Annotated in this window: 22 protein-coding genes and 2 rRNA genes; 8 read left to right on the forward strand and 16 right to left on the reverse strand. The window is 69.4% G+C overall.

What is annotated here, in order from left to right; genetic code table 11:
• Positions 1 to 4 precede the first annotated feature (4 nt).
• Positions 5 to 385: a VOC family protein gene (locus CYQ11_RS14055; protein WP_099197832.1), complete on the forward strand. Its 381-nt coding sequence runs from the start codon at positions 5 to 7 to the stop codon at positions 383 to 385.
• A 26-nt stretch (positions 386 to 411) separates the two neighbouring features.
• On the opposite strand, the gene CYQ11_RS14060 is transcribed toward CYQ11_RS14055, so the two are convergent.
• Entirely contained in the window at positions 412 to 1,605 is a 1,194-nt protein-coding gene (locus tag CYQ11_RS14060; RefSeq protein ID WP_099197831.1) for an RtcB family protein, read from the reverse strand.
• Positions 1,606 to 1,767: 162 nt separating this feature from the next.
• Here CYQ11_RS14060 and CYQ11_RS29520 point away from each other — a divergent pair, with 162 nt between their 5' ends.
• Complete coding sequence (locus CYQ11_RS29520; protein WP_181143658.1) at positions 1,768 to 2,646, forward strand: hypothetical protein; 879 nt, start codon at positions 1,768 to 1,770, stop codon at positions 2,644 to 2,646.
• Positions 2,647 to 2,786: 140 nt separating this feature from the next.
• Positions 2,787 to 3,506 carry a hypothetical protein gene (locus tag CYQ11_RS14075; RefSeq protein ID WP_099197829.1) on the forward strand — a complete coding sequence of 240 codons (720 nt, stop codon included), beginning with the start codon at positions 2,787 to 2,789 and terminating at the stop codon, positions 3,504 to 3,506.
• A gap of 94 nt (positions 3,507 to 3,600) precedes the next feature.
• Here the strand turns inward: CYQ11_RS14075 and lysS are convergent, their stop codons facing one another.
• Positions 3,601 to 5,313 (reverse strand): lysine--tRNA ligase, encoded by a 1,713-nt coding sequence (lysS, locus tag CYQ11_RS14080; protein WP_104650992.1) that lies wholly within the window; start codon positions 5,311 to 5,313, stop codon positions 3,601 to 3,603.
• Between the two features lie 159 nt (positions 5,314 to 5,472).
• Here lysS and argS point away from each other — a divergent pair, with 159 nt between their 5' ends.
• Positions 5,473 to 7,257, forward strand: coding sequence for an arginine--tRNA ligase (gene argS, locus CYQ11_RS14085; RefSeq protein ID WP_099197827.1), 1,785 nt, complete (start codon positions 5,473 to 5,475; stop codon positions 7,255 to 7,257).
• A gap of 3 nt (positions 7,258 to 7,260) precedes the next feature.
• Here the strand turns inward: argS and CYQ11_RS14090 are convergent, their stop codons facing one another.
• The 6 genes from CYQ11_RS14090 to CYQ11_RS14115 all read right to left on the reverse strand — a co-directional run bounded on the left by CYQ11_RS14090 (position 7,261) and on the right by CYQ11_RS14115 (position 13,753).
• A complete protein-coding gene (locus CYQ11_RS14090; RefSeq protein ID WP_099197826.1) occupies positions 7,261 to 7,701 on the reverse strand; it encodes an ATP-binding protein in 441 nt (146 codons plus the stop codon).
• Between the two features lie 251 nt (positions 7,702 to 7,952).
• Positions 7,953 to 8,945, reverse strand: a complete 993-nt coding sequence (hemB, locus tag CYQ11_RS14095; protein ID WP_099197825.1) for a porphobilinogen synthase — start codon at positions 8,943 to 8,945, stop codon at positions 7,953 to 7,955.
• A complete protein-coding gene (locus CYQ11_RS14100; RefSeq protein WP_099197824.1) occupies positions 8,942 to 10,591 on the reverse strand; it encodes a bifunctional uroporphyrinogen-III C-methyltransferase/uroporphyrinogen-III synthase in 1,650 nt (549 codons plus the stop codon). Before CYQ11_RS14100 ends, hemB begins: the two co-directional genes overlap by 4 nt.
• Positions 10,588 to 11,559 carry a hydroxymethylbilane synthase gene (hemC, locus tag CYQ11_RS14105; RefSeq protein WP_099197823.1) on the reverse strand — a complete coding sequence of 324 codons (972 nt, stop codon included), beginning with the start codon at positions 11,557 to 11,559 and terminating at the stop codon, positions 10,588 to 10,590. Before hemC ends, CYQ11_RS14100 begins: the two co-directional genes overlap by 4 nt.
• Entirely contained in the window at positions 11,556 to 12,977 is a 1,422-nt protein-coding gene (locus CYQ11_RS14110) for a glutamyl-tRNA reductase (protein WP_099197822.1), read from the reverse strand. The genes hemC and CYQ11_RS14110 overlap by 4 nt, the downstream gene beginning before the upstream one ends.
• Complete coding sequence (locus CYQ11_RS14115) at positions 12,974 to 13,753, reverse strand: redox-sensing transcriptional repressor Rex (RefSeq protein WP_099197821.1); 780 nt, start codon at positions 13,751 to 13,753, stop codon at positions 12,974 to 12,976. The genes CYQ11_RS14110 and CYQ11_RS14115 overlap by 4 nt, the downstream gene beginning before the upstream one ends.
• Positions 13,754 to 14,123: 370 nt before the next feature.
• Between CYQ11_RS14115 and CYQ11_RS14120 the strand changes: the two genes are divergently transcribed.
• From CYQ11_RS14120 to CYQ11_RS14135, 4 genes are all read left to right on the forward strand, one after another.
• A complete protein-coding gene (locus CYQ11_RS14120) occupies positions 14,124 to 14,402 on the forward strand; it encodes a glutaredoxin family protein (protein WP_099197820.1) in 279 nt (92 codons plus the stop codon).
• A 112-nt stretch (positions 14,403 to 14,514) separates the two neighbouring features.
• Positions 14,515 to 15,459 (forward strand): HAD family hydrolase, encoded by a 945-nt coding sequence (locus tag CYQ11_RS14125; RefSeq protein ID WP_099197819.1) that lies wholly within the window; start codon positions 14,515 to 14,517, stop codon positions 15,457 to 15,459.
• A gap of 388 nt (positions 15,460 to 15,847) precedes the next feature.
• Entirely contained in the window at positions 15,848 to 16,651 is an 804-nt protein-coding gene (locus CYQ11_RS14130; RefSeq protein ID WP_099197818.1) for an ECF subfamily RNA polymerase sigma factor, BldN family, read from the forward strand.
• Positions 16,652 to 16,865: 214 nt separating this feature from the next.
• On the forward strand, positions 16,866 to 18,050 hold the full coding sequence (locus tag CYQ11_RS14135) for a DUF5667 domain-containing protein (RefSeq protein WP_099197817.1): 1,185 nt from the start codon (positions 16,866 to 16,868) through the stop codon (positions 18,048 to 18,050).
• 135 nt (positions 18,051 to 18,185) lie between these two features.
• Here CYQ11_RS14135 and CYQ11_RS14140 read toward each other — a convergent pair whose 3' ends face one another.
• The 8 genes from CYQ11_RS14140 to CYQ11_RS14175 all read right to left on the reverse strand — a co-directional run bounded on the left by CYQ11_RS14140 (position 18,186) and on the right by CYQ11_RS14175 (position 26,651).
• Positions 18,186 to 19,229 (reverse strand): lysophospholipid acyltransferase family protein, encoded by a 1,044-nt coding sequence (locus CYQ11_RS14140; protein ID WP_099197816.1) that lies wholly within the window; start codon positions 19,227 to 19,229, stop codon positions 18,186 to 18,188.
• Positions 19,230 to 19,243: 14 nt separating this feature from the next.
• A complete protein-coding gene (locus CYQ11_RS14145) occupies positions 19,244 to 20,290 on the reverse strand; it encodes an NAD-dependent epimerase/dehydratase family protein (protein WP_099197815.1) in 1,047 nt (348 codons plus the stop codon).
• Positions 20,291 to 20,513: 223 nt separating this feature from the next.
• Positions 20,514 to 20,612, reverse strand: coding sequence for a 30S ribosomal protein bS22 (locus CYQ11_RS14150; protein WP_003948845.1), 99 nt, complete (start codon positions 20,610 to 20,612; stop codon positions 20,514 to 20,516).
• Positions 20,613 to 20,722: 110 nt separating this feature from the next.
• Positions 20,723 to 20,932, reverse strand: a complete 210-nt coding sequence (locus CYQ11_RS14155; RefSeq protein ID WP_067299677.1) for a helix-turn-helix domain-containing protein — start codon at positions 20,930 to 20,932, stop codon at positions 20,723 to 20,725.
• Between the two features lie 128 nt (positions 20,933 to 21,060).
• A complete protein-coding gene (locus tag CYQ11_RS14160) occupies positions 21,061 to 21,897 on the reverse strand; it encodes a phosphatase (protein ID WP_240003180.1) in 837 nt (278 codons plus the stop codon).
• 180 nt (positions 21,898 to 22,077) lie between these two features.
• On the reverse strand, positions 22,078 to 23,250 hold the full coding sequence (locus CYQ11_RS14165) for an acetoin utilization protein AcuC (protein WP_099197813.1): 1,173 nt from the start codon (positions 23,248 to 23,250) through the stop codon (positions 22,078 to 22,080).
• 86 nt (positions 23,251 to 23,336) lie between these two features.
• Positions 23,337 to 23,453: ribosomal RNA gene (gene rrf / locus CYQ11_RS14170) — 5S ribosomal RNA — on the reverse strand.
• Positions 23,454 to 23,527: 74 nt separating this feature from the next.
• Positions 23,528 to 26,651 (reverse strand): 23S ribosomal RNA (locus CYQ11_RS14175).
• Positions 26,652 to 26,672 lie beyond the last annotated feature (21 nt).

Consider the following 26,672-nt stretch of genomic DNA (forward strand, 5'->3'; position numbering starts at 1 on the left):
TCCCATGCGCGTCATCGCCTTCGACCACCTCGTCCTCAACGTCTCCGACGTCGAGCGCTCCCTCGCCTTCTACACCGGCCCGCTCGGCCTGGAGCCCGTCCGCGTCGACGAGTGGCGCGCCGGCAAGGTCTCCTTCCCGTCAGTGCGCGTCTCCCCCACGACGATCATCGACCTGGTCGAGGGCGAGCGCGGCGAGTCCAACGTCGACCACATCTGCCTCGTCGTCGAGCCCCTGGACTGGCAGTCCGTGATCGACGCCGGCACCTTCACCGTCGTCGACGGCCCGGGCAAGCGTTTCGGCGCCCGCGGCGACGCCCAGTCCGTCTACGTCGTCGACCCGGACGGCAACACGATCGAGCTGCGCTGGTACCCGCAGGACGTGTAGCCGTCCCAGCCCGGGGGCCGTCTCGCTCAGCCCTTCACGCAGACGACCTGCTTGAGGTGCGCCACGACCTCGACGAGGTCCCGCTGCTGCTCCATGACCTGCTCGATGGGCTTGTACGCAGCCGGGATCTCGTCGACCACGCCGCGGTCCTTGCGGCACTCGACGCCGCGCGTCTGCTCCGCGAGGTCCTGCTCGGAGAAGCGCTTCTTCGCCTGGTTGCGGCTCATCCGGCGGCCCGCGCCGTGGGAGGCGGAGTTGAACGACGCCTCGTTGCCGAGGCCGCGCACGATGTACGAGCCCGTGCCCATCGAGCCGGGGATGATCCCGTACTCACCGCTGCCCGCGCGGATCGCGCCCTTGCGGGTGACCAGCAGGTCGACGCCCTCGTAGGTCTCCTCGGCCACGTAGTTGTGGTGGCAGGAGATCTCGGGCTCGAACATGGGCTTGGCCTTCTTGAACTCCTTGCGGAGGACGTCCTTGAAGAGCGCCATCATGATCTCGCGGTTGTGCCGTGCGTACTCCTGCGCCCAGAACAGGTCGTGCCGGTAGGCGGCCATCTGGGGCGTGTCGGCTATGAAGACGGCCAGGTCGCGGTCGACCAGGTTCTGGTTGTGGGAGAGCTTCCGGGCCTCGCCGATGTGGTACTCGGCCAGTTCCTTGCCGATGTTGCGGGAGCCGGAGTGGAGCATGAGCCACACCGCCCCTTGGTCGTCGATGCAGACTTCGCAGAAGTGATTTCCGCCGCCAAGGGACCCCATCTGCTTCAGCGCCCGCCCCTGACGGAACTTGACCGCTTCCGCGACCCCGTCGAACCGCGCCCAGAAGTCGTCCCACCCCGCCGTCGGCAGTCCGTGCAGCCGGCGCGGGTCCACCGGGTCGTCGTGCATGGCGAAGCCGACCGGGATGGCCTCCTCGATCTTCGACCGCAGTCGCGACAGGTCACCCGGCAGGTCGTTCGCCGTCAGCGACGTCTTCACCGCCGACATGCCGCAGCCGATGTCGACGCCCACCGCCGCCGGGCACACCGCGCCCCGCATGGCGATCACCGAGCCGACCGTGGCGCCCTTGCCGAAGTGGACGTCCGGCATCACGGCCAGGCCCTGGATCCACGGCAGGGTGGACACGTTCCGCAGCTGCTGCATCGCTACGGGCTCCACGGTCGCCGGGTCCGCCCACATGCGGATCGGTACCCGGGCGCCAGGCACCTCGGCGTAGCTCATATCTTCCTCATTCCCCCGAAAAGCGTGAATAACGCAAAAGCCGGACCTATCCGCTCATCCACGACAGGGGGACGGCAGACGCGGCAGCGCGTGCGGTACACATTGTGTCCAGCCGCCGCCCAGCGGCAGCAACCAGTTTTCGGGCGAAGGGAGCCACGGACAGTGCAGCGAAGGGCGTACGCACCGGTAGCCGCACTCGCCGCGGCGGTGCTCTCGGCGGGGCTCGCCGGGTGCAGCGGGGGCGCCGGGGCCAGTGGCGGGGGCGTCGACGCGAAGGCGGGGCAGGCGGGGTCCGCGGCCCCCGCGGGGCCGCCGGGGAAGTACCGCAACCTTCCCGAGCCCTGTGGCTACGTCGGCAGGGACACCCTGCGCCGGATGCTGCCCGGGGTGAACGAGGCCGAGAAGGACGAGGCCGAGAAGCTCCTGCGCGGCCAGGCGGCGATCACCTACGACACCGACCGCCGCGTCGGCTGCCGCTGGAAGCTGGAGACCCCCGACGGCACCCGCCATCTGTCCGTGGACTTCGAGCGCGTCGTGTCGTACCAGGCGGGCGTGAGCGACGAGGACCGCGCGCAGCAGTTGTACGACCGGCTGGCGACCGCCGCGCACATCCCGGCGGCCGCGGCCTCCCCGTCGGCGAAGCCCTCGGCGAATCCCTCCGCGCAGCCCTCCGGCACGCCCTCGGGCGGCCCCTCCGCCCCCGCCTCGCCGGGTGCCGGCGGGAATCCGGGGCCGGGGCCGCAGCTGGCGGACGCCTCGATGGCCCCCTCGGCGCCGGCGTCGGCGTCCTCGGACCCCAAGCTCGCGCCGCGTTCCCTGGACGATCTCGGGGACGACGCGTACGTGGACGACCGGCTGGTGGGCTCGGCGTCGAGCGTGCACCGGGATGTGACGGTCGTCTTCCGGTCGGCCAACGTGCTGGTCACGATCGCGTACGACCAGTGGACGACGGACAAGCAACACGTTCCCGCCAGCCAGGATCTCCAGGGCAAGGCGCAGAGTCTGGCTCGTGAACTGGATGCGGGGCACTTCGGCAATTAGCCCGGCGAGTACCGCAGCATTTCGGCCGTCGCCAACTGGTCGCCGCGTACCGTGCCCGTAGGCAGGGGCGCCCGTGCGTTTCGAGGGCCGGCCCCGGCGACATCCCCCATCGCACCCCTAATCGAATGAGCGAAGGATCCATGCACCGACGAACAGCCCCGCGACTCGCCCGAATCCTCGCCTGCGCCGCAGTACCGGTGATGCTCGTCGCCACCGGCTGCTCGTCCGACGACTCGGGTGGGAAGAAGAAGGAGTCGGCGAAGCCCACGCAGTCCGCGAAGCCGACGTCCACCGCTTCGGTGAAGCCGGCGGCGTACGGCAAGCTGCCGGAGGTGTGCAAGACGCTTTCGGAGAAGACCGTCGACAAGCTGGTGCCGAAGGCGGAGAAGAAGGAGGGCAAGGCCCTTCCGTCGACCGACACGAACGACTCGGCGAGCTGTTTCTGGAGCGGTCTGAACGACGAGGACGTCAAGGACCTGCAGTTCCGTTCGCTGACGGTGTCGCTGAAGCGTTTCCCTTCGGACCCGACGCTGGGTTCGGGCGAGAAGCGCGCGCAGGACTTCGCGGCGCAGCAGACGACGAAGGCGGCGACGCAGGACGGTGCCAAGGACGCCAAGACGGAGAAGGCGGGCGACGTCGGTGACGACGCGAGCGTGGTGAGCACGCAGACGAAGAAGGACGACAACGACTTCACGAACGAGACGGTCGTCGCCCGTTCGCAGAACGTCGTGGTCAGCGTGAAGTACAGCGGTGCGGGCTACGAGGGCGCGAAGTCGCCGAACGCGGACGACATGAAGAAGGACGCCCAGGAGGCGGCCAAGGAGGTCGTGGCGGCGGTCGCGAACGCGAACAAGCAGTAGGTCCTGCGAGCGGGGCCTGGCGAAAAGGGCCGCCCGCCCGGTGATCACTCACCGGGCGGGCGGCCCTTTCGTGTGCCGCGGGTGCGGTCGCCGGTCAGGCGGCGAGCAGCTTGCGGACCCGGTCGGCCCCGACCGCGAGGAGCAGGGTGGGGAGGCGGGGGCCGGTGTCGCGGCTGACGAGCAGCTGGTAGAGCAGGGCGAAGAACTCGCGCTGCTTGACCTTCAGCTCGGGCGTGGGCTTGGCGTCGGGCTCCAGCCCGGCCAGGACCTTGGGGACGCCGTAGACGAGCGTGGTGAGGCCGTCGAGGGACCAGTGGTCGTCGAGGCCGTCGAGGAGCAGGCGCAGGGATTCGCGGGCCTGGTCGTCGAGGGAGGCGAGGTGCTCGGTGTCGGGCTCCTCGCGGACGATGGTGCGGGACTCGGCGGGCACCTGGGTGTTGATCCAGTGCTCGGCCTTGTCGAGCCGGGGGCGGGCCTCGTCGAGGGAGGTGACGGGGTTGGCCGGGTCGAGGTCGCTGAGGATGCGCAGGGTCTGCTCGTCGTGGCCGGCGGTGATGTCGACGACCGAGGCGAGCGTGCGGTAGGGCAGCGGGCGCGGGGTCGCCGGCAGTTCGCCGGCGGCGGTGCGGACGGCGCGGCTGTGGGCGGCGGCGTCGGCGGGCAGGGCGGTGCCGTCGGCGACCTTGGCGTTCAGCTTGTCCCACTCGTCGTAGAGACGCTGGATCTCCTGGTCGAAGGCGATCTTGAAGGACTGGTTGGGGCGGCGGCGGGCGTAGAGCCAGCGCAGCAGCGGGGCCTCCATGATCTGGAGGGCGTCGCCGGGGGTGGGGACGCCGCCCTTGGAGGAGGACATCTTGGCCATGCCGCTGATGCCGACGAAGGCGTACATGGGGCCGATGGGCTGGACGCCGTCGAAGATCGGGCCGACGATCTGGCCGCCGACCTGGAAGGACGAGCCGGGCGAGGAGTGGTCGACGCCGCTGGGCTCGAAGATCACGCCTTCGTGAGCCCAGCGCATGGGCCAGTCGACCTTCCAGACGAGCTTGCCGTGGTCGAACTCCTTGAGGAGGACGGTCTCGCCGTGCCCGCAGGCGCAGGTGTAGGTGAGTTCGGTGGTCTCGTCGTCGTACGCCGTGACGGTGGTGAGGTCCTTGTTGCAGACGGTGCAGTACGGCTTGTACGGGTAGTAGCCGGTGCTGCCGCTGCCGTCGTCCTCGGCGGCTGCGCCGGAGCCCTCGGCGGCCTCGAGCTCTGCCTCGTCGAGGGGCTTCTGGCTCTTCTTGGCCGGCTTGGCCTTGGTGCGGTACTGGTCGAGGATGGCGTCGATGTCGCCGCGGTGCTTCATCGCGTGCAGGATCTGCTCGCGGTAGGCGCCGGAGGTGTACTGCTCGGTCTGGCTGATGCCGCGGTACTCGATGCCCAGCTCGTCCAGGGCCTCGATCATGGCGGCCTTGAAGTGCTCGGCCCAGCTGCCGTGGGGGCTGCCGGGCGGGGCGGGCACGGCGGTGAGGGGCTTGCCGATGTGCTCGGCCCAGGAGGGGTCGATGCCGGCGGGGACCTTGCGGTACCGGTCGTAGTCGTCCCAGGAGAGGACGTGGACGCATTCGTGGCCGCGGCGGCGGATCTCGTCGGCGACCAGGTGCGGGGTCATGACCTCGCGCAGGTTGCCCAGGTGGATCGGGCCGGAGGGCGACAGGCCCGAGGCGACGACGATCGCTTTGCCGGGGGCGCGGCGCTCACCTTCGGCGATGACCTCGTCTGCGAAACGGGAGACCCAGTCGGCCTCGGTGCTCTGAGCCTGAGCCACGGCACTTCCTTCCTTACGGTCCTGGCATGACCATTGTCCCAGACGTGGGAGGTGGCTTGGGGGTTGCCCGACCGGCGGTGAAATCCCGGTGGGGCTGTGATAGGCGCATGGGATACTCAGGGTGTCGAAAACGCCTCCTACCGGAATGGCACCCATCCCATGGCTTCGGTTCCCTCCCTCGCTTCCACGCTCCACCAGCGCATCGCGGACGCCCTCTCGGCTGCCCTGCCGGAGGCCGGTGCGGCGGACCCGCTGCTGCGACGGAGCGACCGGGCGGACTTCCAGGCCAACGGGATGCTGGCGCTGGCGAAGAAGCTGAAGGGCAACCCGCGGGAGCTGGCCGCGAAGGTCGTCGAGTCGCTGCCGGTCGGTGAGGGTCTGCTGATGCAGGAGATCGAGGTCTCCGGGCCCGGCTTCCTCAACATCACCGTGTCCGACAAGGCGATCACCGAGACGCTGGCGGCCCGCGCGGCGGACGACCGGCTCGGCGTGCCGTTCAAGGAGCACCCGGGCACCACGGTGATCGACTGGGCCCAGCCGAACGTGGCCAAGGAGATGCACGTCGGCCACCTGCGGAACACGGTGATCGGCAACTCGGTCGTCCGGCTCCTGGAGTTCACCGGCGAGAAGGTGGTCAGCCGCCACCACATCGGCGACTGGGGCACGCAGTTCGGCATGCTCATCCAGTACCTGATCGAGCACCCTCACGAGCTGGACCACAAGGCTGCCGAGGACGGCCCGGCGGTCTCCGGTGAGGAGGCCATGTCGAACCTGAACCGGCTGTACAAGGCCTCGCGTGCGCTCTTCGACGCGGACGGGGAGTTCAAGACGCGGGCCCGGCGCCGGGTGGTGGACCTGCAGGCGGGCGATCCGGAGACGATCGCGCTGTGGCAGAAGTTCGTCGACGAGTCGAAGATCTACTTCTACTCGGTGTTCGGCAAGCTGGACGTGGAGATCCGCGACGAGGACATCGTCGGCGAGTCGGGTTACAACGACATGCTGGCGGAGACCTGCCGGATGCTGGAGGAGTCCGGTGTCGCGGTGCGTTCGGAGGGTGCGCTGTGCGTGTTCTTCGACGACGTCAAGGGCCCGGACGGCAATCCGGTGCCGCTGATCGTGCAGAAGTCGGACGGCGGTTTCGGGTACGCGGCCACCGACCTGTCGGCGATCCGTGACCGGGTCTTCAACCTGAAGGCCGACACGCTGCTGTACGTGGTGGACGTCCGGCAGTCGCTGCACTTCAAGATGGTCTTCGAGACCGCCCGCCGGGCCGGCTGGCTGACGGACGACGTCAAGGCCGTGCAGCTGGGCTTCGGCACGGTGCTGGGCAAGGACGGCAAGCCGTTCAAGACCCGTGAGGGCGAGACGGTGCGTCTGGTGGACCTGCTGGACGAGGCGATCGGCCGGGCGACGGACGTGGTGCGGGAGAAGGCCGAGAAGGTGGGCCTGAGCGAGCAGGAGATCGTCGAGAACGGCGAGTACGTGGGCATCGGCGCCGTGAAGTACGCGGACCTGTCGACGTCGGCCGCGCGTGACTACAAGTTCGACCTGGACCAGATGGTGTCGCTCAACGGCGACACGTCGGTGTACCTCCAGTACGCGTACGCGCGGATCCGCTCGATCGTGCGCCGCGCGGGCGAGGCGAAGCCGGTGGCGCACCCGGAGCTGTCGCTGGCGCCGGCCGAGCGGGCGCTGGGTCTGCACCTGGACCAGTTCGCGGCGACGGTGGCGGAGGCGGCCGGGGAGTACGCGCCGCACAAGCTGGCCGGATACCTCTACCAGCTGGCCTCGTTCTACACGACGTTCTACGACCAGTGCCAGGTGCTCAGCGAGGACAACGCGCCGGAGCTCGTGGAGAACCGGCTGTTCCTGTGCGACCTGACGGCCCGGACGCTGCGCGAGGGCATGGCGCTGCTGGGCATCCGCACGCCCGAGCGGCTCTGACCCTCAGCCCGTCCCGGCGCCGAGTTCGAACCAGATGAGCTTGCCGACCAGCCCCTGGGGCTGGTCGCGCAGGGCGAAGCCGCCCCAGCTGTCGGCGCACCACTGGACGAGCCCGAGGCCGCGGCCGCGCTCGGCGCCTTCGGCCTCGGCGTCGGGCACGCGGACGCCGTCGAGGGCGGGGAGGCGGGGGTTGGTGTCCCAGACGGCGACCCGCACCCGGTCGCCCTCGCGCTTGACGCGCACCGAGGCGGGGCCGTCGGAGTAGCGGTAGGCGTTGGTGACGAGCTCGGAGGTGAGGAGCTCGGCGGTGTCGGCGAGTTCGAGGAAGCCGTGCTCCTCGAAGATGGTGCGCAGGGTGCGGCGCGCGATGCAGGGCGCCATGGGGTCCGAGGGGACCTGAAGCGTGTACTCCCAGTCGTCCGTGATTTCGGGGTCATGGCTCATGCACGCCTCCGTAGCGTAAGCAATCTGACACACACCGTAACCATGCTCGGAGCGCGTACACGTCGCCTCCGTCATTTCGGCGAGACTCGACCTGTGTGGGTGACGATCGCGAAAAGGTCCACGACGTCTGCGTGAGCAGCGCAAACGCCAAGAACTCGCAATGCGCATATGCCAACGGCGGCGTCCCCACAGCCCTTGAGGGCCGGGGGACGCCGCCGTCGCCTGGGGTTACGGGCGGTGAGCAGCGCCGCTCACAGCTGCCGGGCGACCTCCGTCGCCCAGTACGTGAGGATCATGTTCGCCCCGGCCCGCTTGATGCCGGTGAGGCTCTCCATGATGGCGCGGTCGCGGTCGATCCAGCCGTTGGCGGCGGCGGCCTCGACCATCGCGTACTCGCCGGAGATCTGGTAGGCGGCGACCGGCACGTCGACGGCCTCCGCGACCTTGGCGAGGATGTCCAGGTAGGGCAGCGCCGGCTTGACCATCACCATGTCGGCGCCCTCGGCGAGGTCGAGCGACAGCTCCCGCAGCGACTCGCGGACGTTCGCCGGGTCCTGCTGGTAGGTCTTGCGGTCGCCCTGGAGCGAGGAGCCGATGGCCTCCCGGAAGGGGCCGTAGAAGGCGGAGGCGTACTTGACGGTGTAGGCCAGGACGGAGACGTCCTCGTGGCCGGTCTGGTCGAGGGCGTCGCGGATGACGCCGACCTGGCCGTCCATCATGCCGCTGGGGCCCACGACGTGGACGCCGGCGTCGGCCTGGACCTGGGCCATCTCGGCGTAGCGCTCAAGGGTGGCGTCGTTGTCGACGCGGCCGGCGGAGTCCAGGACGCCGCAGTGGCCGTGGTCGGTGAACTCGTCCAGGCACAGGTCGGACATGATGACCAGCTCGTCGCCGACCTCGTCCCGCACGTCGCGGATGGCGACCTGGAGGATGCCGTCGGGGTCGGTGCCGGCGGTGCCGAGGCCGTCCTTCTTCGCGTCCTCGGGCACGCCGAAGAGCATGATCCCCGCGACGCCGGCGTCGAGCGCCTCGACGGCGGCCTTGCGCAGGGTCTCGCGCGTGTGCTGGACGACGCCCGGCATGGCCGAGATCGGCACCGGCTCGCTGATGCCCTCCCGCACGAAGGCGGGAAGGATCAGGTCGGCCGGGTGCAGCCGGGTCTCGGCGACCATGCGGCGCATGGCCGGGCTGGTGCGCAGGCGCCGGGGCCGGGCCCCTGGGAAAGTGCCGTAGGTGGTGCTCAACTCCGTGCCCTTCTACGCGATCCGGGCCGCCGCTCGCTCGGGCGGGTGACCGGGTCCCCGGCCTCGACCGCGGCATCGCGCCGCGCCGCTCCGAACTCCGCGAGCGCCTCGGCGAGCTTGTGCACCGAGGGCTCGGGCGACAGCACGTCCACCCGCAGGCCGTGTTCCTCCGCCGTCTTGGCGGTGGCCGGGCCGATGCAGGCGATGACGGTGACGTTGTGCGGCTTGCCGGCGATGCCGACGAGGTTCCGCACGGTGGAGGAGGAGGTGAACAGCACGGCGTCGAAGCCGCCGCCCTTGATCGCCTCCCGGGTCTCGGCCGGCGGCGGCGACGCGCGCACCGTCCGGTAGGCGGTGACGTCGTCGACCTCCCAGCCCAGCTCGATCAGGCCGGCCACCAGGGTCTCGGTGGCGATGTCGGCGCGGGGCAGGAAGACGCGGTCGATCGGGTCGAAGACCGGGTCGTAGGGCGGCCAGTCCTCCAGCAGCCCGGCCGCCGACTGCTCGCCGGACGGCACGAGGTCGGGCTTCACGCCGAACTCGATCAGCGACTTGGCGGTCTGCTCGCCCACGGCCGCGACCTTGATGCCGGCGAAGGCGCGGGCGTCGAGCCCGTACTCCTCGAACTTCTCGCGCACCGCCTTGACGGCGTTCACCGAGGTGAAGGCGATCCACTCGTAGCGCCCGGTGACCAGGCCCTTGACCGCGCGCTCCATCTGCTGCGGGGTGCGCGGCGGCTCGACGGCGATGGTCGGCACCTCGCTGGGCACGGCGCCGTACGAACGCAGCTGGTCGGAGAGCGAAGCGGCCTGCTCCTTGGTGCGCGGCACGAGGACGTTCCAGCCGAAGAGCGGCTTGGACTCGAACCACGACAGCCGCTCGCGCCGCTCGGCGGCGCTGCGCTCGCCGACCACGGCTATGACGGGCTGCGAGCCGTCGGCGGACGGCAGCACCTTCGCCGCCTTGAGCACCTGCTGGAGCGTGCCGAGGGTGGCGGTCCAGGTGCGTTGGCGGGTGGTGGTGCCGGCGGCGGTGACGCTGACCGGGGTGTCGGGCTTGCGGCCGCCGGAGACCAGCTCGCCGGCGGCCGCGACCACCGAGTCGAGCGTGGTCGACACGACCGTGGTCGCCTCGCTCGTGCCGGCCTCGGCCCAGCACACCGCGGTGGCGGTGCGGGCGTCGACGAAACGCACGTCGCCGCCCTGGCCGTCGCGCAGCGGCACACCGGCGTAGGCGGGCACGCCCACGGCCGTGGCGACGCCCGGCACCACCTCGAAGGTGAGGCCCGCGTCGGCGCAGGCCAGCATCTCCTCGGCGGCGTTGCCGTCGAGCCCGGGGTCGCCCAGGACCGCACGGACGACCCGCTTGCCGGAGCGCGCGGCCGTCATGACAAGATTGGCGGTGTCCCGAAGGACGGGGATGTCCGCGGCTTTTGATGCCTCGTCAGTAACCGTCTGCGCAGGCGTGTCCACGGTGCTCCGCGCATGCGTACGCACCACGTCGAGCACCTGCGGATCGGCGATCAGGACGTCAGCCGCCGCCAGTGCCTCCACGGCACGCAGCGTCAGCAGTCCCGGGTCTCCGGGGCCGGCACCGAGAAAGGTGACGTGCCCGTACGCGGGGTGGGTCGGGGCGGTGGGGTTCAATGTGCTCGCTCCCCCATAAGACCGGCCGCACCCTTGGCGAGCATCTCGGCGGCGAGTTCGCGGCCGAGAGCAAGGGCGTCCTGGTGGGACGCGGGTACGGGACCGGTGGTGGACAGCTGCACCAGCGTCGAGCCGTCGGTCGTGCCGACGACGCCGCGCAGGCGCATTTCAGTGACAGCCTGGCCGTCGGCCTGCAGGTCGGCCAGCGCACCCACGGGTGCGGAGCAGCCGGCCTCCAGGGCGGCGAGCAGGGAACGCTCGGCGGTCACGGCGGCCCGCGTGTGCGGGTCGTCGAGCTCGGCGAGCGCGGCGGCGAGCGAGGCGTTGGTCGACGCGCACTCGATCGCCAGGGCCCCCTGGCCGGGGGCGGGCAAAACTGTGTCGGGCTCGAGGAACTGGGTCGCCTCGCCGGCCCGGCCGATGCGGTTGAGCCCCGCGGCGGCCAGCACCACGGCGTCCAGCTCGCCACCGGTGACGAACCCTATGCGGGTGTCGATGTTGCCGCGGATCGGCACGGTCTCGATCTCGCGGCCGAGCGCGCGGGCCCAGGCGTTGAGCTGCGCCATGCGGCGCGGCGAGCCGGTGCCGACGCGGGCGCCCGCGGGGAGGGTCTCGAAGGTGAGCCCGTCGCGGGCCACCAGCGCGTCCCGCGGGTCCTCGCGGCGCGGGATCGCGGCCAGCACCAGGTCGTCCGGCTGCCCGGTCGGCAGGTCCTTCAGCGAGTGGACGGCGAAGTCGATCTCGCCCGCGAGCAGCGCGTCGCGCAGCGCGGAGACGAAGACGCCGGTCCCGCCGATCTGGGCCAGGGCCTCGCGCGAGACGTCACCGTACGTGGTGATCTCGACCAGCTCGACCGGACGCCCGGTGACGCGGCGGACGGCCTCGGCCACCTGCCCCGACTGGGCCATGGCGAGCTGGCTGCGGCGGGTGCCCAGCCGCAGCGGCGCCGTGGAGGAGGTGTCGTTCATACCGACTCCCGTGCTGTGTTGGGGTGACCTTGCCGCAGGTCCGCCCGGCTGAGGGCGGCCACTGCCTGCGGGTCGAGGTCGAAGAGTTCGCGCAGCGCGTCGGCGTAGCCGGCGCCGCCGGGGGTGGAGGCCAGCTCCTTGACCCGCACGGTGGGGGCGTGCAGGAGCTTGTCGACCACGCGGCGCACGGTCTGGGTGATCTCGGCGCGCTGCTTGTCGTCGAGCCCGGGCAGCCGGCCGTTGAGGCGGGCCATCTCGCTCGCGACGACGTCGGCGGCCATGGTGCGCAGGGCGACCACGGTCGGCGTGATGTGCGCGGCCCGCTGGGCGGCGCCGAAGGCGGCGACCTCGTCCGAGACGATCGTGCGGACCTGGTCGACGTCGGCCGCCATGGGGGCGTCCGCGGAGGCCTCGGCGAGGGTCTCGATGTCGACGAGCCGGGCGCCGGCCAGGCGGTGCGCGGCGGCGTCGACGTCGCGGGGCATGGCCAGGTCGAGGAGGGCCAGGCGCACGTCCGGGCCGGTGGCCCCCTCCGCGCAGCCGGCGTCGAGCGCGCACACGGCGTCCGTGCGGGCCGCGAGGGCCGTCCGTATGGCCTCGGCGGTCAGCACCAGGCCCGTGGCGCCCGTGCAGGACACCACGATGTCCGCGAGCGCCAGCTCGGCCGGCACCGCGGCCATCTCCACGGCCGAGGCCGCGAGGACGCCCGCGCCCGGCGCACCGGGCTCGGTGAGGATCTGCACCAGGCGCCGGGCCCGCTCCAGCGTGCGGTTGGCGACGGCCACGTGGGCCACTCCGGCGCGGGCGAGCGTGGCGGCGGCAAGCGAGGACATCGAGCCCGCGCCGATGACGAGGGCGCGCTTGCCGGCGGCCCAGTCGGCGACGGCGGCGCCGTCGGCGAGCTGCTCCAGGCCGAAGGTGACCAGCGACTGGCCGGCCTTGTCGATGCCGGTCTCGCTGTGGGCGCGCTTGCCGACCCGGAGGGCCTGCTGGAAGAGGTCGTTCAGCAGCCGTCCGGCGGTGTGCAGCTCCTGGCCGAGCGCGAGGGCGTCCTTGATCTGGCCGAGGATCTGGCCCTCGCCGACGACCATGGAGTCCAGTCCGCACGCCACCGAGAACAGGTGGTGGACGGCCCGGTCCTCGTAGTGCACGTAGAGGTAGGGCGTGAGCTCGTCCAGCGCGACGCCCGTGTGGCGGGCGAGCAGCGTGGACAGCTCGGCGACGCCGGCGTGGAACTTGTCCACGTCGGCGTAGAGCTCGATGCGGTTGCAGGTGGCCAGCACCGCCGCCTCGGTGGCGGGCTCGGCGGCCAGCGCGGCGTGCACCAGCTCGGCCCGGTCCTGCGGCGTGAGGGCGGCCCGCTCCAGCACGCTGACCGGCGCGCTGCGGTGGCTGAGGCCGACGACCAGGAGGCTCATGCCGGCATCACGGCGGGGACGTCCCCGTCCGGTCCCTTCCTGCTGCCCGCGCCCGCGGCGGCGCGCGCGTGCGCGCCCGGCCGGGACGGCGTGGCGGCGGGCTGGGTGGTCTCCTCGCCGGCCTTGCGCTGCTCGTGGAAGGCGAGGATCTGCAGCTCGATGGAGAGGTCGACCTTGCGCACGTCCACGCCCTCGGGCACGGACAGCACGGTCGGCGCGAAGTTGAGGATCGAGGTGACGCCCGCGGCCACGAGGCGGTCGCACACCTGCTGGGCGGCGCCCGCCGGGGTGGCGATGACGCCGATGGAGACGCCGTTGTCGGTGATGATCGACTCGAGTTCGTCGGTGTGCCGCACGGGCAGCCCGGCGACCGGCTTGCCGGCCATGGCGGGGTCGGCGTCGATCAGCGCCGCGACGCGGAAGCCGCGCGAGGCGAAGCCGCCGTAGTTGGCGAGGGCCGCGCCGAGGTTGCCGATGCCGACGATCACGACCGGCCAGTCCTGGGTCAGGCCGAGTTCCCGCGAGATCTGGTAGACGAGGTACTCGACGTCGTAGCCGACACCGCGGGTGCCGTACGAGCCGAGGTAGCTGAAGTCCTTGCGGAGCTTGGCGGAGTTGACGCCCGCCGCGGCCGCGAGCTCCTCGGAGGAGACCGTGGGGACCGAGCGCTCGGAGAGCGCGGTCAGCGCACGCAGATACAGCGGTAGCCGGGCGACGGTGGCCTCGGGGATCCCTCGGCTTCGGGTCGCCGGTCGGTGAGTTCGGCCAGTTGCCACGGTGCTCCTGCGGGTAGAGCGGGGCTGCGGGCAGCGCCTTGTCCCAGAACCGCCCTGTCGAACGCAGGCTATGCCTTTGTGAACGCGTGCACAAAGATGGTGTCCGTTTTGCCCCGGCAAAGTGATGGGTGTCACGTGGTGATTCGGCCCGATCCGGGAACCGCCGGCCAGACCTCCGCGACCGCAACACCGGTCACACCCGCACCACAGGGGGGTCGACCGGGACACCTGCGCTCACTCCTCACCACCAACCCCCCGGACAGCTACAAAACGCCCATGATGGTAGTCGACTCAGGCATCCAACCCGGGCCCTCGAAAACCTCCGGCCACCCCCCGCGGCACCGCCCGCGGTCCCGGCACAATGGCGGATATGAGCCCGCTCCTGCGCCGTAGCGCCCGCAAGAACCCCGCCGACAGCGTGGTCACGCTGATCGGCAAGCCCGGATGCCACCTGTGTGACGACGCCGAGGCCGTCATCGCGACGGTGTGCGAGGAGACGGGCGCGCGCTGGGAGAAGAAGGACATCACCCAGGACGCGGATCTCCACCGCATGTACTGGGAGCAGATTCCGGTCGTCTTGATCGACGGCGCCCAGCACGACTTCTGGCGGGTGGACCCCGACCGCCTGCGCAAGGCGCTCGGCGGCTGAGGCCCGGGCGGGACCCCCGGCCGCCGCGGCGCTCCGGGTCGACGCGCAGAGTTCACGCCATCGCACCGTCCCGGCTTCCGGTTACCCCGAACAAACTGGCTATGCTCGCGGCATGGCCGCACTCGGATGGCTCACCCCGCGCAGGCGCCCCGCCACGGCACGCAGCGTGCTGGCCGGCGAGGCGGCGGCGGAGGCAGCCCGCAAGTCCGTTCAGGAGAACGAGGACGCCCAGGCGACCGCGCCCGAGGAGGCCCGGGAGAGGGAAGAGGAGTTCCCCGTCGCCGGCGACGAGAAGGCCGCCGCCTTCTTCGACCTCGACAACACGGTCATGCAGGGCGCCGCGATCTTCCACTTCGGCCGCGGCCTCTACAAGCGGCAGTTCTTCGGCAAGCGCGAGCTCGCGCGCTTCGCCTGGCAGCAGGCGTGGTTCCGGCTGGCCGGCATCGAGGACCCCGAGCACATGCAGGAGGCCCGCGACAGCGTCCTGTCGATCGTCAAGGGCCACCGCGTCTCCGAGCTGATGACCATCGGCGAGGAGATCTACGACGAGTACATGGCCGAGCGCATCTGGGCCGGCACCCGCGCCCTCGCCCAGGCGCACCTGGACGCCGGGCAGAAGGTGTGGCTGGTGACGGCCGCCCCGGTGGAGACGGCGACGATCATCGCCCGCCGGCTGGGGCTCACGGGCGCCCTCGGCACGGTCGCCGAGTCGATCGGCGGGGTCTACACCGGCCGCCTGGTCGGCGAGCTGCTGCACGGCCCGGCCAAGGCCGAGGCGGTGCGGGCGCTGGCCGTCGCCGAGGGCCTGGACCTGACGCGCTGCGCGGCCTACAGCGACTCCGCCAACGACATCCCGATGCTCTCGCTCGTGGGCCACCCCTACGCGGTGAACCCCGACGGCAGGCTGCGCAAGCACGCGCGCGAACACGGCTGGCGGCTGCGCGACTACCGCACGGGCCGCAAGGCGGCCAAGGTCGGCATCCCGGCCGCCGCCGGAGTGGGCGCGCTGGCGGGCGGCACGGCCGCCGCGATCGCCCTCCACCGCCGCCGGCGCTGACCCGCGCCCGACGCCCCCCATCACCGGAACGGGCGACACGTCCGGCGCGCCTCCTCGCCACAGCCCGTAACCGAACGGGCCGCACAGGCAATCCTGTTGTCATACCCCCACATGGCCCCCGCCAGTCCTGGCGTGCCCGGATTGCCACAACACGCTGCCCAATCGGCCACACCATCACCAAACCCGGTCAACTTCCGCTAGAAGTTCGATATTTGATCGGACATCAATCAGCCGGAGATCGAACGGAAACGATGATTTGAGCAACTCGGTGTAGCGCTGCCTGTACGAAGGGTTATTCTCCTCAGACGCAAGCCGGTACCCGCTTGTCCCTACGACGAGTGAATGGTCCCGCACTGCACGTGATGGAAGCTCTGCCTCTGGGAGTCCCGTGTACCCACACGTCGGGGTTGACGCCTCGGGCCTGGCTACGCTGCGCGCAGCGGTCCTCGACCGTCTGCGTGGCTTCGTCCCCACCGCGTACGCCGTCCCCGCCCTCGCCATGCTCGCCCCTGCCGCAGTGGGCGGACCCGCCGGCCCCTGCTACGCCCTCGCCGAGAGTTCCGCGACCGTCGGCAGACGCGCCCGCCGCGGAGCCGGCGCGGGCGCGGCCGCCACGACCACCCGCCGTCCCAGCGCCGACAGCGACAGCGCCCGCATGCTCGACCTGGTCGAGCGCGCCCAAGCGGGCGAGTCCGAGGCGTTCGGCAGGCTCTACGACCAGTACGCCGACACCGTCTACCGCTACATCTACTACCGCGTCGGCGGCCGGGCCACGGCCGAGGACCTGACCAGCGAGACGTTCCTGCGCGCGCTGCGCCGCATCGGCACCTTCACCTGGCAGGGCCGTGACTTCGGCGCCTGGCTGGTGACCATCGCGCGCAACCTGGTCGCCGACCACTTCAAGTCGTCGAGGTTCCGCCTCGAAGTGACCACGGGCGAGATGCTCGACGCCAACGAGGTGGAGCGCAGCCCGGAGGACTCCGTCCTCGAATCCCTTTCCAACGCCGCCCTGTTGGAGGCGGTCCGCAAGCTCAACCCCCAGCAGCAGGAATGCGTCACCCTGCGCTTCCTGCAGGGCCTCTCCGTCGCGGAGACTGCCCGGGTGATGGGCAAGAACGAGGGCGCGATCAAGACCCTCCAGTACCGAGCCGTACGCACCCTCGCAAGACTGCTTCCGGACGACGCCCGCTGACCGAGCGCTGCTTTTCCGCCGGGTTTCACTCACCGGCGGGCAGCTGCTCTCAGCCGCGTAACCCGACTGGCGCGCCGCTCGTTGTCCGGGGTGCAGACTTCCCGATGCCGCGTCATGCCTGTATTCACTCACTCGATCGAGTGGATGCTCTCAAGGCGTGCAACCCTCATGTGCCCTGGGGAGTCGACCGTCATGACGAGAGGAGGTGCCGCCTGTGATCGCGAACGTATCGGCGCACCGGCGGGCGAACGCCTTCGCCCAGGCCCTGGAGGACCAGGAAGTCCAGGGTGCTGCGGCCGCACAGTCCAGCCCATCGGCGGCTGAAGCCGAACAGGGACGGCTACTGTCCCTGGCGAGCGGACTCGGCGCGCTGCCGGCACCTGAGCTGGACCCCGAGGTCAAAACCGTGCAGCGGGCGCAGCTGATCGCCGCCATGGAGGCCCAGTTCGCCGGAGGGGCCGCCGTCCCCGAGCAGCGATCCGGGCGAGGGGCCCACCGGGCGGGACCCCTGAGCCGGCTCAGGCCGCGCTCCCGCTGGTCCAAGGGGCTCGCGGCCGGCGGCCTCACGGTGGGCGTGGCGGCGGGCGCGTTCGGCGGCGTCGCCGCGGCGAGCTCCAACGCCCTCCCCGGGGACACGCTCTACCCGGTCAAGCGCGGCATGGAGGACCTCAAGCTCGGCATGGCCGACGGCGACTCCGCCCGGGGCAGGCTCTTCCTCGACCAGGCCTCCACGCGGCTCCAGGAGGCCCGCCGGCTGATGGAGCGCGGCCGCTCCGGCCCGCTCGACCACGAGTCCGTGACCGAGATCCGCAGGACCCTCTCCGGCATGCGTCACGACGCCGAGGAGGGCCACCGCCTGCTCCACGGCGTCTACGAGCGCGACGGCTCGCTCGGCGCGATGCGCCTGCTGTCGTCCTTCACCTCCTCGCACCGAGAGGGCTGGAGCCGGCTGCGCGAGAAGCTGCCCGTCCAGCTCCACGACGTGGGCGAGCAGGTCACCTCGGTCTTCGCCGCCATAGACGATGACGTCGAGCCGCTGCGCTCCCTGCTCCACGACAAGGGCGGCAAGCACGGCTCCACCAACCGCCCGGGCGCCTCCCCGCAGAGCTCCCCGGGCGGCCACGGCGGACGCTCCGCGCCCACCCCGCACGCCCCGTCCACGGCCGACGGCAAGCCCAGCGGCAAGCCGTCGCAGTCCTCGACGGGCGGGCAGGGCGAGCGCGAGGGCCTCCTGGGCGGTACGGGCCTGCTCCAGCCGCCGCCCAGCGCCGACGGCTCCGGCCAGGACCGTTCGCACGGCAAGGACGGCAAGCCGTCCAACAAGCCGGACATCACCATCCCGCCGCTGCTCCCGGACATCCTTCCCGGGCTCGGCATCCACGGGGAAGACGACAGGTAGGACGACGCACGCGGAAAGGGGTGGGGCGAGAGCCGGTCCGGCTCTCGCCCCACCCCTTTCCGTCGTCTCCGCCTTCTCCGCTTCAGAACGCCCGGCGGCCGTGTCGCACTGCCGTGTCGAGCTGCTGTGAAAGGCTCAGAAGAACACCGAGCGTCGCTGCACCAGCAGCTTGTAGAGCGTGTGCTGAATCGTTTCCCGAACCTGGTCCGTGAGGTTGAACATCAGCATCGGATCGTCCGCCGCCTCCTCCGGATAGCCGTCCGTGGGGATCGGCTCTCCGAACTGGATCGTCCACTTCGTCGGCAGCGGCACCAGTCCCAGCGGACCGAGCCAGGGGAAGCTGGGCGTCAGCGGGAAGTAGGGAATGCCGAGCAGCCGCGCGACCGTCCGGGAGTTGCCGATCATCGGATAGATCTCCTCGGCCCCGACGATCGAGCACGGCACGATCGGCGCCCCGGCACGCAGTGCCGTCTGCACGAAGCCGCCACGGCCGAAGCGCTGGAGCTTGTACCGCTCCGAGAACGGCTTCCCGATCCCCTTGAAGCCCTCCGGCATCACCCCCACCACCTCGCCGCGCTCCAGCAGCTTCTGCGCGTCCTCGGCGCAGGCGAGGGTGTGCCCGAGCTTGCGAGACAGCTCGTTGACGAGCGGCAGCACGAAGACGAGGTCCGCGGCCAGCATCCGCACGTTGCGCCCGGCTGGATGGTGGTCGTGCACCGCGACCTGGAGCATCAGGCCGTCGACGGGCAGCGTGCCGGAGTGGTTGGCGACGATCAGCGCCGCCCCCTTCTCCGGGATGTTCTCGATGCCCTTCACCTCGACCCGGAAGTACTTCTCCTTGAAGGGCCGCAGGACGGACATGATCACCTGGTCGGTGAGCTCCGGGTCGTACCCGAAGTCGTCGACGTCGTACTCGCCGGTGATCCGCCGCCGCAGGAAGTTGAGCCCGTGGGCCACCTTCCGCTCCCAGCCGCCGCTCTCCTCCCCCGCCGCCGCCCGGCCGCCCTGATCCTGCTCCGGCACGGCGGGGGCGGTGGGCCGCTGCCGGCCCTCGTCACGCTGCGCCGGCACGGGCGCGAGGGGCGCCGGCGTCCGGTTCGCGGGGCCGCGGGCCGTGCGCTTGGAGCGCCTCTTGGAGCGGGGTTCCTCGCCGAACGGAATGACCTTCGCATCGGCCATGGTGCGTGCGCTCCTCAGTTCTGGCCGCGGCCGGCAGGCATCAGCGCGGCGATCCGGTCGACGGTACGGGCGAGGGTCTCGGGCGGCAGCAGCCCGGCGCCGCGGCTGCGGACGTAGTCCGCGAAGGCCTCCGAGGTGGTGTAGCGGGGGTGGAAGCCCAGGGTCTCGCGCATCTGCGCGGTCTCCACAACGCGGCCGTGGGTGAGGAGACGGATCTGCTCGGGTGAGAAGTCCAGGGCCCCGACCGACCGCAGCGCGGACCCGACCCAGGTGACGGTCGGCAGGAAGAAGGGGAGAGTGGGGCGCCCGAGGCGCCTGGCGGCCTGTGAGAGCAGCAGCACGCCGTCGCCCGCGATGTTGAACGTCCCGCTGTTGAGCGTGCCCCTGGCGGGCTCACCGGTGGCGATCCGCAGCACCTCGATGGCGTCGTCCTCGTGGACGAACTGCAGGCGCGGGTCGAAGCCGAGGACGGTGGGCAGGACGGGCAGGGAGAAGTACTCCGCGAGCGGCGAGTCGGCACAGGGCCCCAGAACGTTCGCGAAGCGCAGGACGCACACCGCCACGTCGGGCCGGCGCCGGGCGAAGCCGCGCACGTACCCCTCGACCTCGACGACGTCCTTGGCGAAGCCTCCGCTGGGCAGCGACTTGGGCGGGGTGCTCTCCGTGAAGATCGCGGGGTCACGGGGCGCGGACCCGTAGACGTTGGTGCTCGACTTGATCACGAGTCGCTTCACGGACGGCGTCTTCTGGCAGGCACCGAGGAGCTGCATGGTGCCGATGACGTTGGTCTCCTTGACCGTGGCCCGGCTGCCGCGCTTGCCCAGGGGGGTGCCGTTGACGTCCATGTGCACGACCGTGTCGACGGCCTCGCCGGCCAGCACCCTGCCGATGGCCGGGTGGCGGATGTCCGCCCGTATGAATTCGGCCCCGCCGAGATGGTGCGCGGGTGGCACCGCGTCCACCCCGATGACTCTGTCGACGTCGGGCTCGCGCTGGATGCGGCGCACGAAACGACCGCCCAGTTGCCGTGCGACTCCGGTGACGAGCACGACCTTGCCCAAGATCAGCGCCTTCCTTCCCACCCTCACCCGGCACGAGCGCTCCGCTCGGCGGGCGGTGCCGTCTCGCGGCCACCGTAGCGGGTCGTTGTTGCACTGTGATGACCGCCGGGTGGGTCGGGCGTCATTTCAAGCCGTGACGAGAGATTCACTCACCGCAACGCACCGCAGCCCTCCCACCATGACGGTGAGAGGGCTGCGGGACGAGCACTGCGACGCGTGCTGCCTACTTCTTGTTGCGACGCTGAACGCGCGTGCGCTTGAGCAGCTTGCGGTGCTTCTTCTTGGCCATCCGCTTGCGCCGCTTCTTGATAACAGAGCCCACGACTACCCTCGCTTACATCGATTCACTCGGTGCGGGGCGTCCGAGCCCACACGACCTACATCGGGCCAGCCTACCCGGCACCGGGCGATCAGCGTAATCCAGGGCCCCCGTCAGGCTGTTTCCACCCCCACGTAGGACTCTCGGAGGTACTCGTGCACCGCTTGCTCTGGGACCCGGAACGACCTTCCCACCCGGATCGCCGGCAGATGACCGCTGTGCACCAGTCGGTACACGGTCATCTTGGACACACGCATCACCGCGGCGACTTCCGCCACGGTCAGGAACACGACCTCGTTGAGAGGCCTTTCGCCAGCAGCCATGACACACCTGAACCTTCCGCACATGACGCGCACCGGCTTCCCCTCCGGTGACTCCTCGTCGCTGCGCGCTCACTCCCCAGATTAGGGGCGGGTGATGCGAGTGGGGAAGAGGAGCAGCCATCGGCCGCCTACTGTGACAGACACGCTCGATTGAGTACATAGCGAGTAAGCGGTCGGTAGTAATCAGACCGCACAGTGTCATCAAGCGGAACGACGACGGACACTCGCCCCTCGGCCTCTCCGACGAAGAGTGAGGGGTCGTCAGAATCGGCCAGCCCGATCGCCTCAATGCCCAGTTGACCTGCCCCGCAGACCCATCCGTGGTCGCCCACCACCAAGGCCGGAAGGCCTTCCCCGGCCTCCGCCGCAGCCGCCAGCGCGACCCGAACCGGGAGCGGAGAATGCGTATGTGCGCCCGGCTCACTCCGGTGGTCCCGTGCGCCGGGTTCGCGCACCATCGCGACTCCTCGGACGTAGTCAAGGTTGTAGTGACGTACGCCAAACCGGGTCGTTATGTCGACACTTCGACCCTGCGCCGGGGTGAGGACACCGCACCCCCCTGCCGACAGACCCTCGGCCAAGGCGGCGTAGAAGCCCAGGAGCGGGCCCGGGTGGCCCGTTCCGAAAAGCACCGGCGCCCCCGTCGCGGCCACCGTCGCGAGGCGGTCGGCGAAGGCATCGAGTGCCGCGAGCGTGCGATCGGGGTCGATCACATCCTGCCCTGAAGTGTCCTTGGGATCGGCTGAAACTCCACACTTCTGCCCCATCAGACGCAACAAATCGGCGAAGCGCCAGTCAGATTCCGGCTCCAGACCGAGGGTCACCCGGGGGTCCCGGGCCGCGAACAACCGGTACCGCACCAGGCTCCGCTCCCGCGGCGTCGCCACGGCGCCGGCGAGCCGGGCCGCCAGGAGGTGGGCGCGCAGGGCCTGGCGGGTGGGCGGCCCGGAGACCTCGGGGGCGATCACACGGGGGGCGGGCGCGTCGTGGGCGTCAGGAGGCGTCACGAGGCCGATGGTCCAGGAAGGGGCGGCGGGCCGCGCCGGTTTCGAGGGGGCCGTCATGCGCGTGAGCTAACGGGGCGGCCGCCGCCGGTCAGGGGGCGCGGCGGTCAGGGGCAAGCGATCGGTCAGGGGGCGGGGCGGTCAGGGCAGCAGGCCGTGCGCCGGGAACACCGACCGGCGGGTCGCCAGGATCGCCTGGTCGAGCCGGTCGGCGGGGTCGTAGCCGCCGGACGAGAAGTCCCGCCACTCCGGCTCCACACCGTCCGTCATGCGAAGCGGTCCCAGCTCGCGTGTCCGCCGGTAGACCTCGCTGCGCCACTCCTCCGGCATCGGCGACCCGGGCTCCACCGGCTGCCCGGCGGCGATCGCCACGAGGTGGGCCCAGGAGCGCGGTACGACGTCCGCGACCGCGTACCCCCCGCCGCCCAGGGCCAGCCAGCGGCCCTCCGCGTGCTCGTGTGCGAGCGCGTGGCACGCCTCCGCGACGAGCCGCTGGGCGTCGAGGGAGACGGCCAGGTGGGCCAAGGGGTCCTCGAAGTGGGTGTCGGCGCCGTGCTGCGTCACCAGCACCTGCGGGCGGAAGGCCGCCAGCAGCTCGGGCACGACGGCGTGGAAGGCCCGCAGCCATCCGGCGTCGCCCGTCCCCGCCGGCAGCGCCACGTTCACCGCGCCGCCCTCCGCGCCCGCGGCGCCCGTCTCCTCCGGCCAGCCGGTCTGGGGGAAGAGAGTGCGGGGGTGTTCGTGCAGCGAGACGGTCAGGACCCGCGGGTCCTCCCAGAACGCCGCCTGGACGCCGTCCCCATGGTGCACGTCCACGTCGACGTACGCGACCCGCTCCGCACCCAGCTCGAGCAGCCGGGCGATGGCGAGGGCAGGGTCGTTGTACACACAGAAGCCGGAGGCGCCGCCGGGCATCGCGTGGTGCAGGCCGCCGGCGAAGTTCACCGCGTGGAGCACCTCCCCGCGCCAGATCGCCTCGGCGGCGGCCACCGACTGACCCGCGATCAGGGCCGCCGCCTCGTGCATGCCGGCGAACGCGGGGTCGTCCGGGGTGCCGAGGCCGTAGGAGCCGTCGGCGGACCGGGGATCGGCAGACGCCCGCCGCACGGCGGAGATGTAGTCGGGCCGGTGGACGAGCCGAAGCGTCGACTCCCCGGCCGCCGGCGCCGCCACGGTACGCAGCGCGCGGTCCAGGCCGAACGCCTCGACCAGCCGCATGGTCAGCGAAAGGCGTACGGGATCCATGGGGTGCCCGGGCCCGAAGTTGTAGCCGGTGACCGCCTCGTCCCACATCAGCTGTGCGCGCCCGCTCATGGCGGCCACGCTATCGGTAAACGCAAAAAAGCCGTAGGCCCCGAGTCGAATTCAATTCGACTCGGGGCCTACGGCATTCAAAATTTGTTCGGCGGCGTCCTACTCTCCCACAGGGTCCCCCCTGCAGTACCATCGGCGCTGAAAGGCTTAGCTTCCGGGTTCGGAATGTAACCGGGCGTTTCCCTAACGCTATGACCACCGAAACACTATGAAGTTAACCAACCCGGCAAAATCACAGGTCGTTACTTCAGAACCTACACAGTGGACGCGAGCAACTGAGGACAAGCCCTCGGCCTATTAGTACCAGTCAGCTCCAACCGTTACCGGTCTTCCACACCTGGCCTATCAACCCAGTCGTCTACTGGGAGCCTTACCCCATCAAGTGGGTGGGAGTCCTCATCTCGAAGCAGGCTTCCCGCTTAGATGCTTTCAGCGGTTATCCCTCCCGAACGTAGCCAACCAGCCATGCCCTTGGCAGGACAACTGGCACACCAGAGGTTCGTCCGTCCCGGTCCTCTCGTACTAGGGACAGCCCTTCTCAAGACTCCTACGCGCACAGCGGATAGGGACCGAACTGTCTCACGACGTTCTAAACCCAGCTCGCGTACCGCTTTAATGGGCGAACAGCCCAACCCTTGGGACCGACTCCAGCCCCAGGATGCGACGAGCCGACATCGAGGTGCCAAACCATCCCGTCGATATGGACTCTTGGGGAAGATCAGCCTGTTATCCCCGGGGTACCTTTTATCCGTTGAGCGACGGCGCTTCCACAAGCCACCGCCGGATCACTAGTCCCGACTTTCGTCCCTGCTCGACCCGTCGGTCTCACAGTCAAGCTCCCTTGTGCACTTACACTCAACACCTGATTGCCAACCAGGCTGAGGGAACCTTTGGGCGCCTCCGTTACCCTTTAGGAGGCAACCGCCCCAGTTAAACTACCCACCAGACACTGTCCCTGATCCGGATCACGGACCCAGGTTAGACATCCAGCACGACCAGAGTGGTATTTCAACGACGACTCCACACACACTGGCGTGCATGCTTCACAGTCTCCCACCTATCCTACACAAGCCGAACCGAACACCAATATCAAGCTATAGTAAAGGTCCCGGGGTCTTTCCGTCCTGCTGCGCGAAACGAGCATCTTTACTCGTAGTGCAATTTCACCGGGCCTATGGTTGAGACAGTCGAGAAGTCGTTACGCCATTCGTGCAGGTCGGAACTTACCCGACAAGGAATTTCGCTACCTTAGGATGGTTATAGTTACCACCGCCGTTTACTGGCGCTTAAGTTCTCAGCTTCGCCCCACCGAAATGGAGCTAACCGGTCCCCTTAACGTTCCAGCACCGGGCAGGCGTCAGTCCGTATACATCGCCTTACGGCTTCGCACGGACCTGTGTTTTTAGTAAACAGTCGCTTCTCGCTGGTCTCTGCGGCCACACCCAGCTCAGGAAGCAAGTTCCCTCACCAGACATGGCCCCCCTTCTCCCGAAGTTACGGGGGCATTTTGCCGAGTTCCTTAACCATAGTTCACCCGAACGCCTCGGTATTCTCTACCTGACCACCTGAGTCGGTTTAGGGTACGGGCCGCCATGAAACTCGCTAGAGGCTTTTCTCGACAGCATAGGATCATCCACTTCACCACAATCGGCTCGGCATCAGGTCTCAGCCTTAATGTGTGACGGATTTGCCTATCACACGGCCTACACCCTTACCCCGGGACTACCACCGCCCGGGCTGGACTACCTTCCTGCGTCACCCCATCGCTTACCTACTACAAGTCTGGTTCGTCGGCTCCACCACTCCCCTTTGTCCGAAGACTCCAGGGCGGCTTCACGGACTTAGCATCGCCTGATTCGATATTGGGCGTTTCAAAGCGGGTACCGGAATATCAACCGGTTGTCCATCGACTACGCCTGTCGGCCTCGCCTTAGGTCCCGACTTACCCTGGGCAGATCAGCTTGACCCAGGAACCCTTAGTCAATCGGCGCACACGTTTCTCACGTGTGTATCGCTACTCATGCCTGCATTCTCACTCGTGAACCGTCCACAACTCGCTTCCGCGGCTGCTTCACCCGGCACACGACGCTCCCCTACCCATCACAGTCCCCGTTGGGGGTACATACTGCAATGACACGACTTCGGCGGTACGCTTGAGCCCCGCTACATTGTCGGCGCGGAATCACTTGACCAGTGAGCTATTACGCACTCTTTCAAGGGTGGCTGCTTCTAAGCCAACCTCCTGGTTGTCTCTGCGACTCCACATCCTTTCCCACTTAGCGTACGCTTAGGGGCCTTAGTCGATGCTCTGGGCTGTTTCCCTCTCGACCATGGAGCTTATCCCCCACAGTCTCACTGCCGCGCTCTCACTTACCGGCATTCGGAGTTTGGCTAAGGTCAGTAACCCGGTAGGGCCCATCGCCTATCCAGTGCTCTACCTCCGGCAAGAAACACACGACGCTGCACCTAAATGCATTTCGGGGAGAACCAGCTATCACGGAGTTTGATTGGCCTTTCACCCCTAACCACAGGTCATCCCCCAGGTTTTCAACCCTGGTGGGTTCGGTCCTCCACGAAGTCTTACCTCCGCTTCAACCTGCCCATGGCTAGATCACTCCGCTTCGGGTCTTGGGCACGCTACTCAAACGCCCTATTCGGACTCGCTTTCGCTACGGCTTCCCCACACGGGTTAACCTCGCAACATACCGCAAACTCGCAGGCTCATTCTTCAAAAGGCACGCAGTCACGACGCACCGAGCAAGCTCGATGCGCGACGCTCCCACGGCTTGTAGGCACACGGTTTCAGGTACTATTTCACTCCGCTCCCGCGGTACTTTTCACCATTCCCTCACGGTACTATCCGCTATCGGTCACCAGGGAATATTTAGGCTTAGCGGGTGGTCCCGCCAGATTCACACGGGATTTCTCGGGCCCCGTGCTACTTGGGTGTCTCTTAAACGAGCCGTCAATGTTTCAGCTACGGGGGTCTTACCCTCTACGCCGGACCTTTCGCATGTCCTTCGCCTACATCAACGGTTTCTGACTCGTCTCACAGCCGGCAGACTATGAAAAAGAGATCCCACAACCCCGCATGCGCAACCCCTGCCGGGTATCACACACATACGGTTTGGCCTCATCCGGTTTCGCTCGCCACTACTCCCGGAATCACGGTTGTTTTCTCTTCCTGCGGGTACTGAGATGTTTCACTTCCCCGCGTTCCCTCCACACTGCCTATGTGTTCAGCAGCGGGTGACAGCCCATGACGACTGCCGGGTTTCCCCATTCGGACACCCCCGGATCAAAGCTCGGTTGACAGCTCCCCGGGGCCTATCGTGGCCTCCCACGTCCTTCATCGGTTCCTGGTGCCAAGGCATCCACCGTGCGCCCTTAAAAACTTGGCCACAGATGCTCGCGTCCACTGT

Origin of the sequence: Streptomyces cinnamoneus (assembly GCF_002939475.1) — a bacterium.
Lineage (GTDB): Bacteria > Actinomycetota > Actinomycetes > Streptomycetales > Streptomycetaceae > Streptomyces > Streptomyces cinnamoneus_A.

Excerpts from the sequence above, each read along its gene's own strand:
- CYQ11_RS14120 (WP_099197820.1), top strand. The coding sequence starts at position 14,124 with ATGAGCCCGCTCCTGCGCCGTAGCGCCCGCAAGAACCCCGCCGACAGC.
- CYQ11_RS14075 (WP_099197829.1), top strand. The coding sequence starts at position 2,787 with ATGCACCGACGAACAGCCCCGCGACTCGCCCGAATCCTCGCCTGCGCC.
- CYQ11_RS14155 (WP_067299677.1), bottom strand. The coding sequence starts at position 20,932 with ATGGCTGCTGGCGAAAGGCCTCTCAACGAGGTCGTGTTCCTGACCGTG.
- CYQ11_RS14055 (WP_099197832.1), top strand. The coding sequence starts at position 5 with ATGCGCGTCATCGCCTTCGACCACCTCGTCCTCAACGTCTCCGACGTC.
- CYQ11_RS14165 (WP_099197813.1), bottom strand. The coding sequence starts at position 23,250 with ATGAGCGGGCGCGCACAGCTGATGTGGGACGAGGCGGTCACCGGCTAC.
- CYQ11_RS14110 (WP_099197822.1), bottom strand. The coding sequence starts at position 12,977 with ATGAGCCTCCTGGTCGTCGGCCTCAGCCACCGCAGCGCGCCGGTCAGC.
- CYQ11_RS14090 (WP_099197826.1), bottom strand. The coding sequence starts at position 7,701 with ATGAGCCATGACCCCGAAATCACGGACGACTGGGAGTACACGCTTCAG.
- CYQ11_RS14060 (WP_099197831.1), bottom strand. The coding sequence starts at position 1,605 with ATGAGCTACGCCGAGGTGCCTGGCGCCCGGGTACCGATCCGCATGTGG.
- CYQ11_RS14140 (WP_099197816.1), bottom strand. The coding sequence starts at position 19,229 with ATGGCCGATGCGAAGGTCATTCCGTTCGGCGAGGAACCCCGCTCCAAG.
- CYQ11_RS14125 (WP_099197819.1), top strand. The coding sequence starts at position 14,515 with ATGGCCGCACTCGGATGGCTCACCCCGCGCAGGCGCCCCGCCACGGCA.
- argS (WP_099197827.1), top strand. The coding sequence starts at position 5,473 with ATGGCTTCGGTTCCCTCCCTCGCTTCCACGCTCCACCAGCGCATCGCG.
- hemC (WP_099197823.1), bottom strand. The coding sequence starts at position 11,559 with ATGAACGACACCTCCTCCACGGCGCCGCTGCGGCTGGGCACCCGCCGC.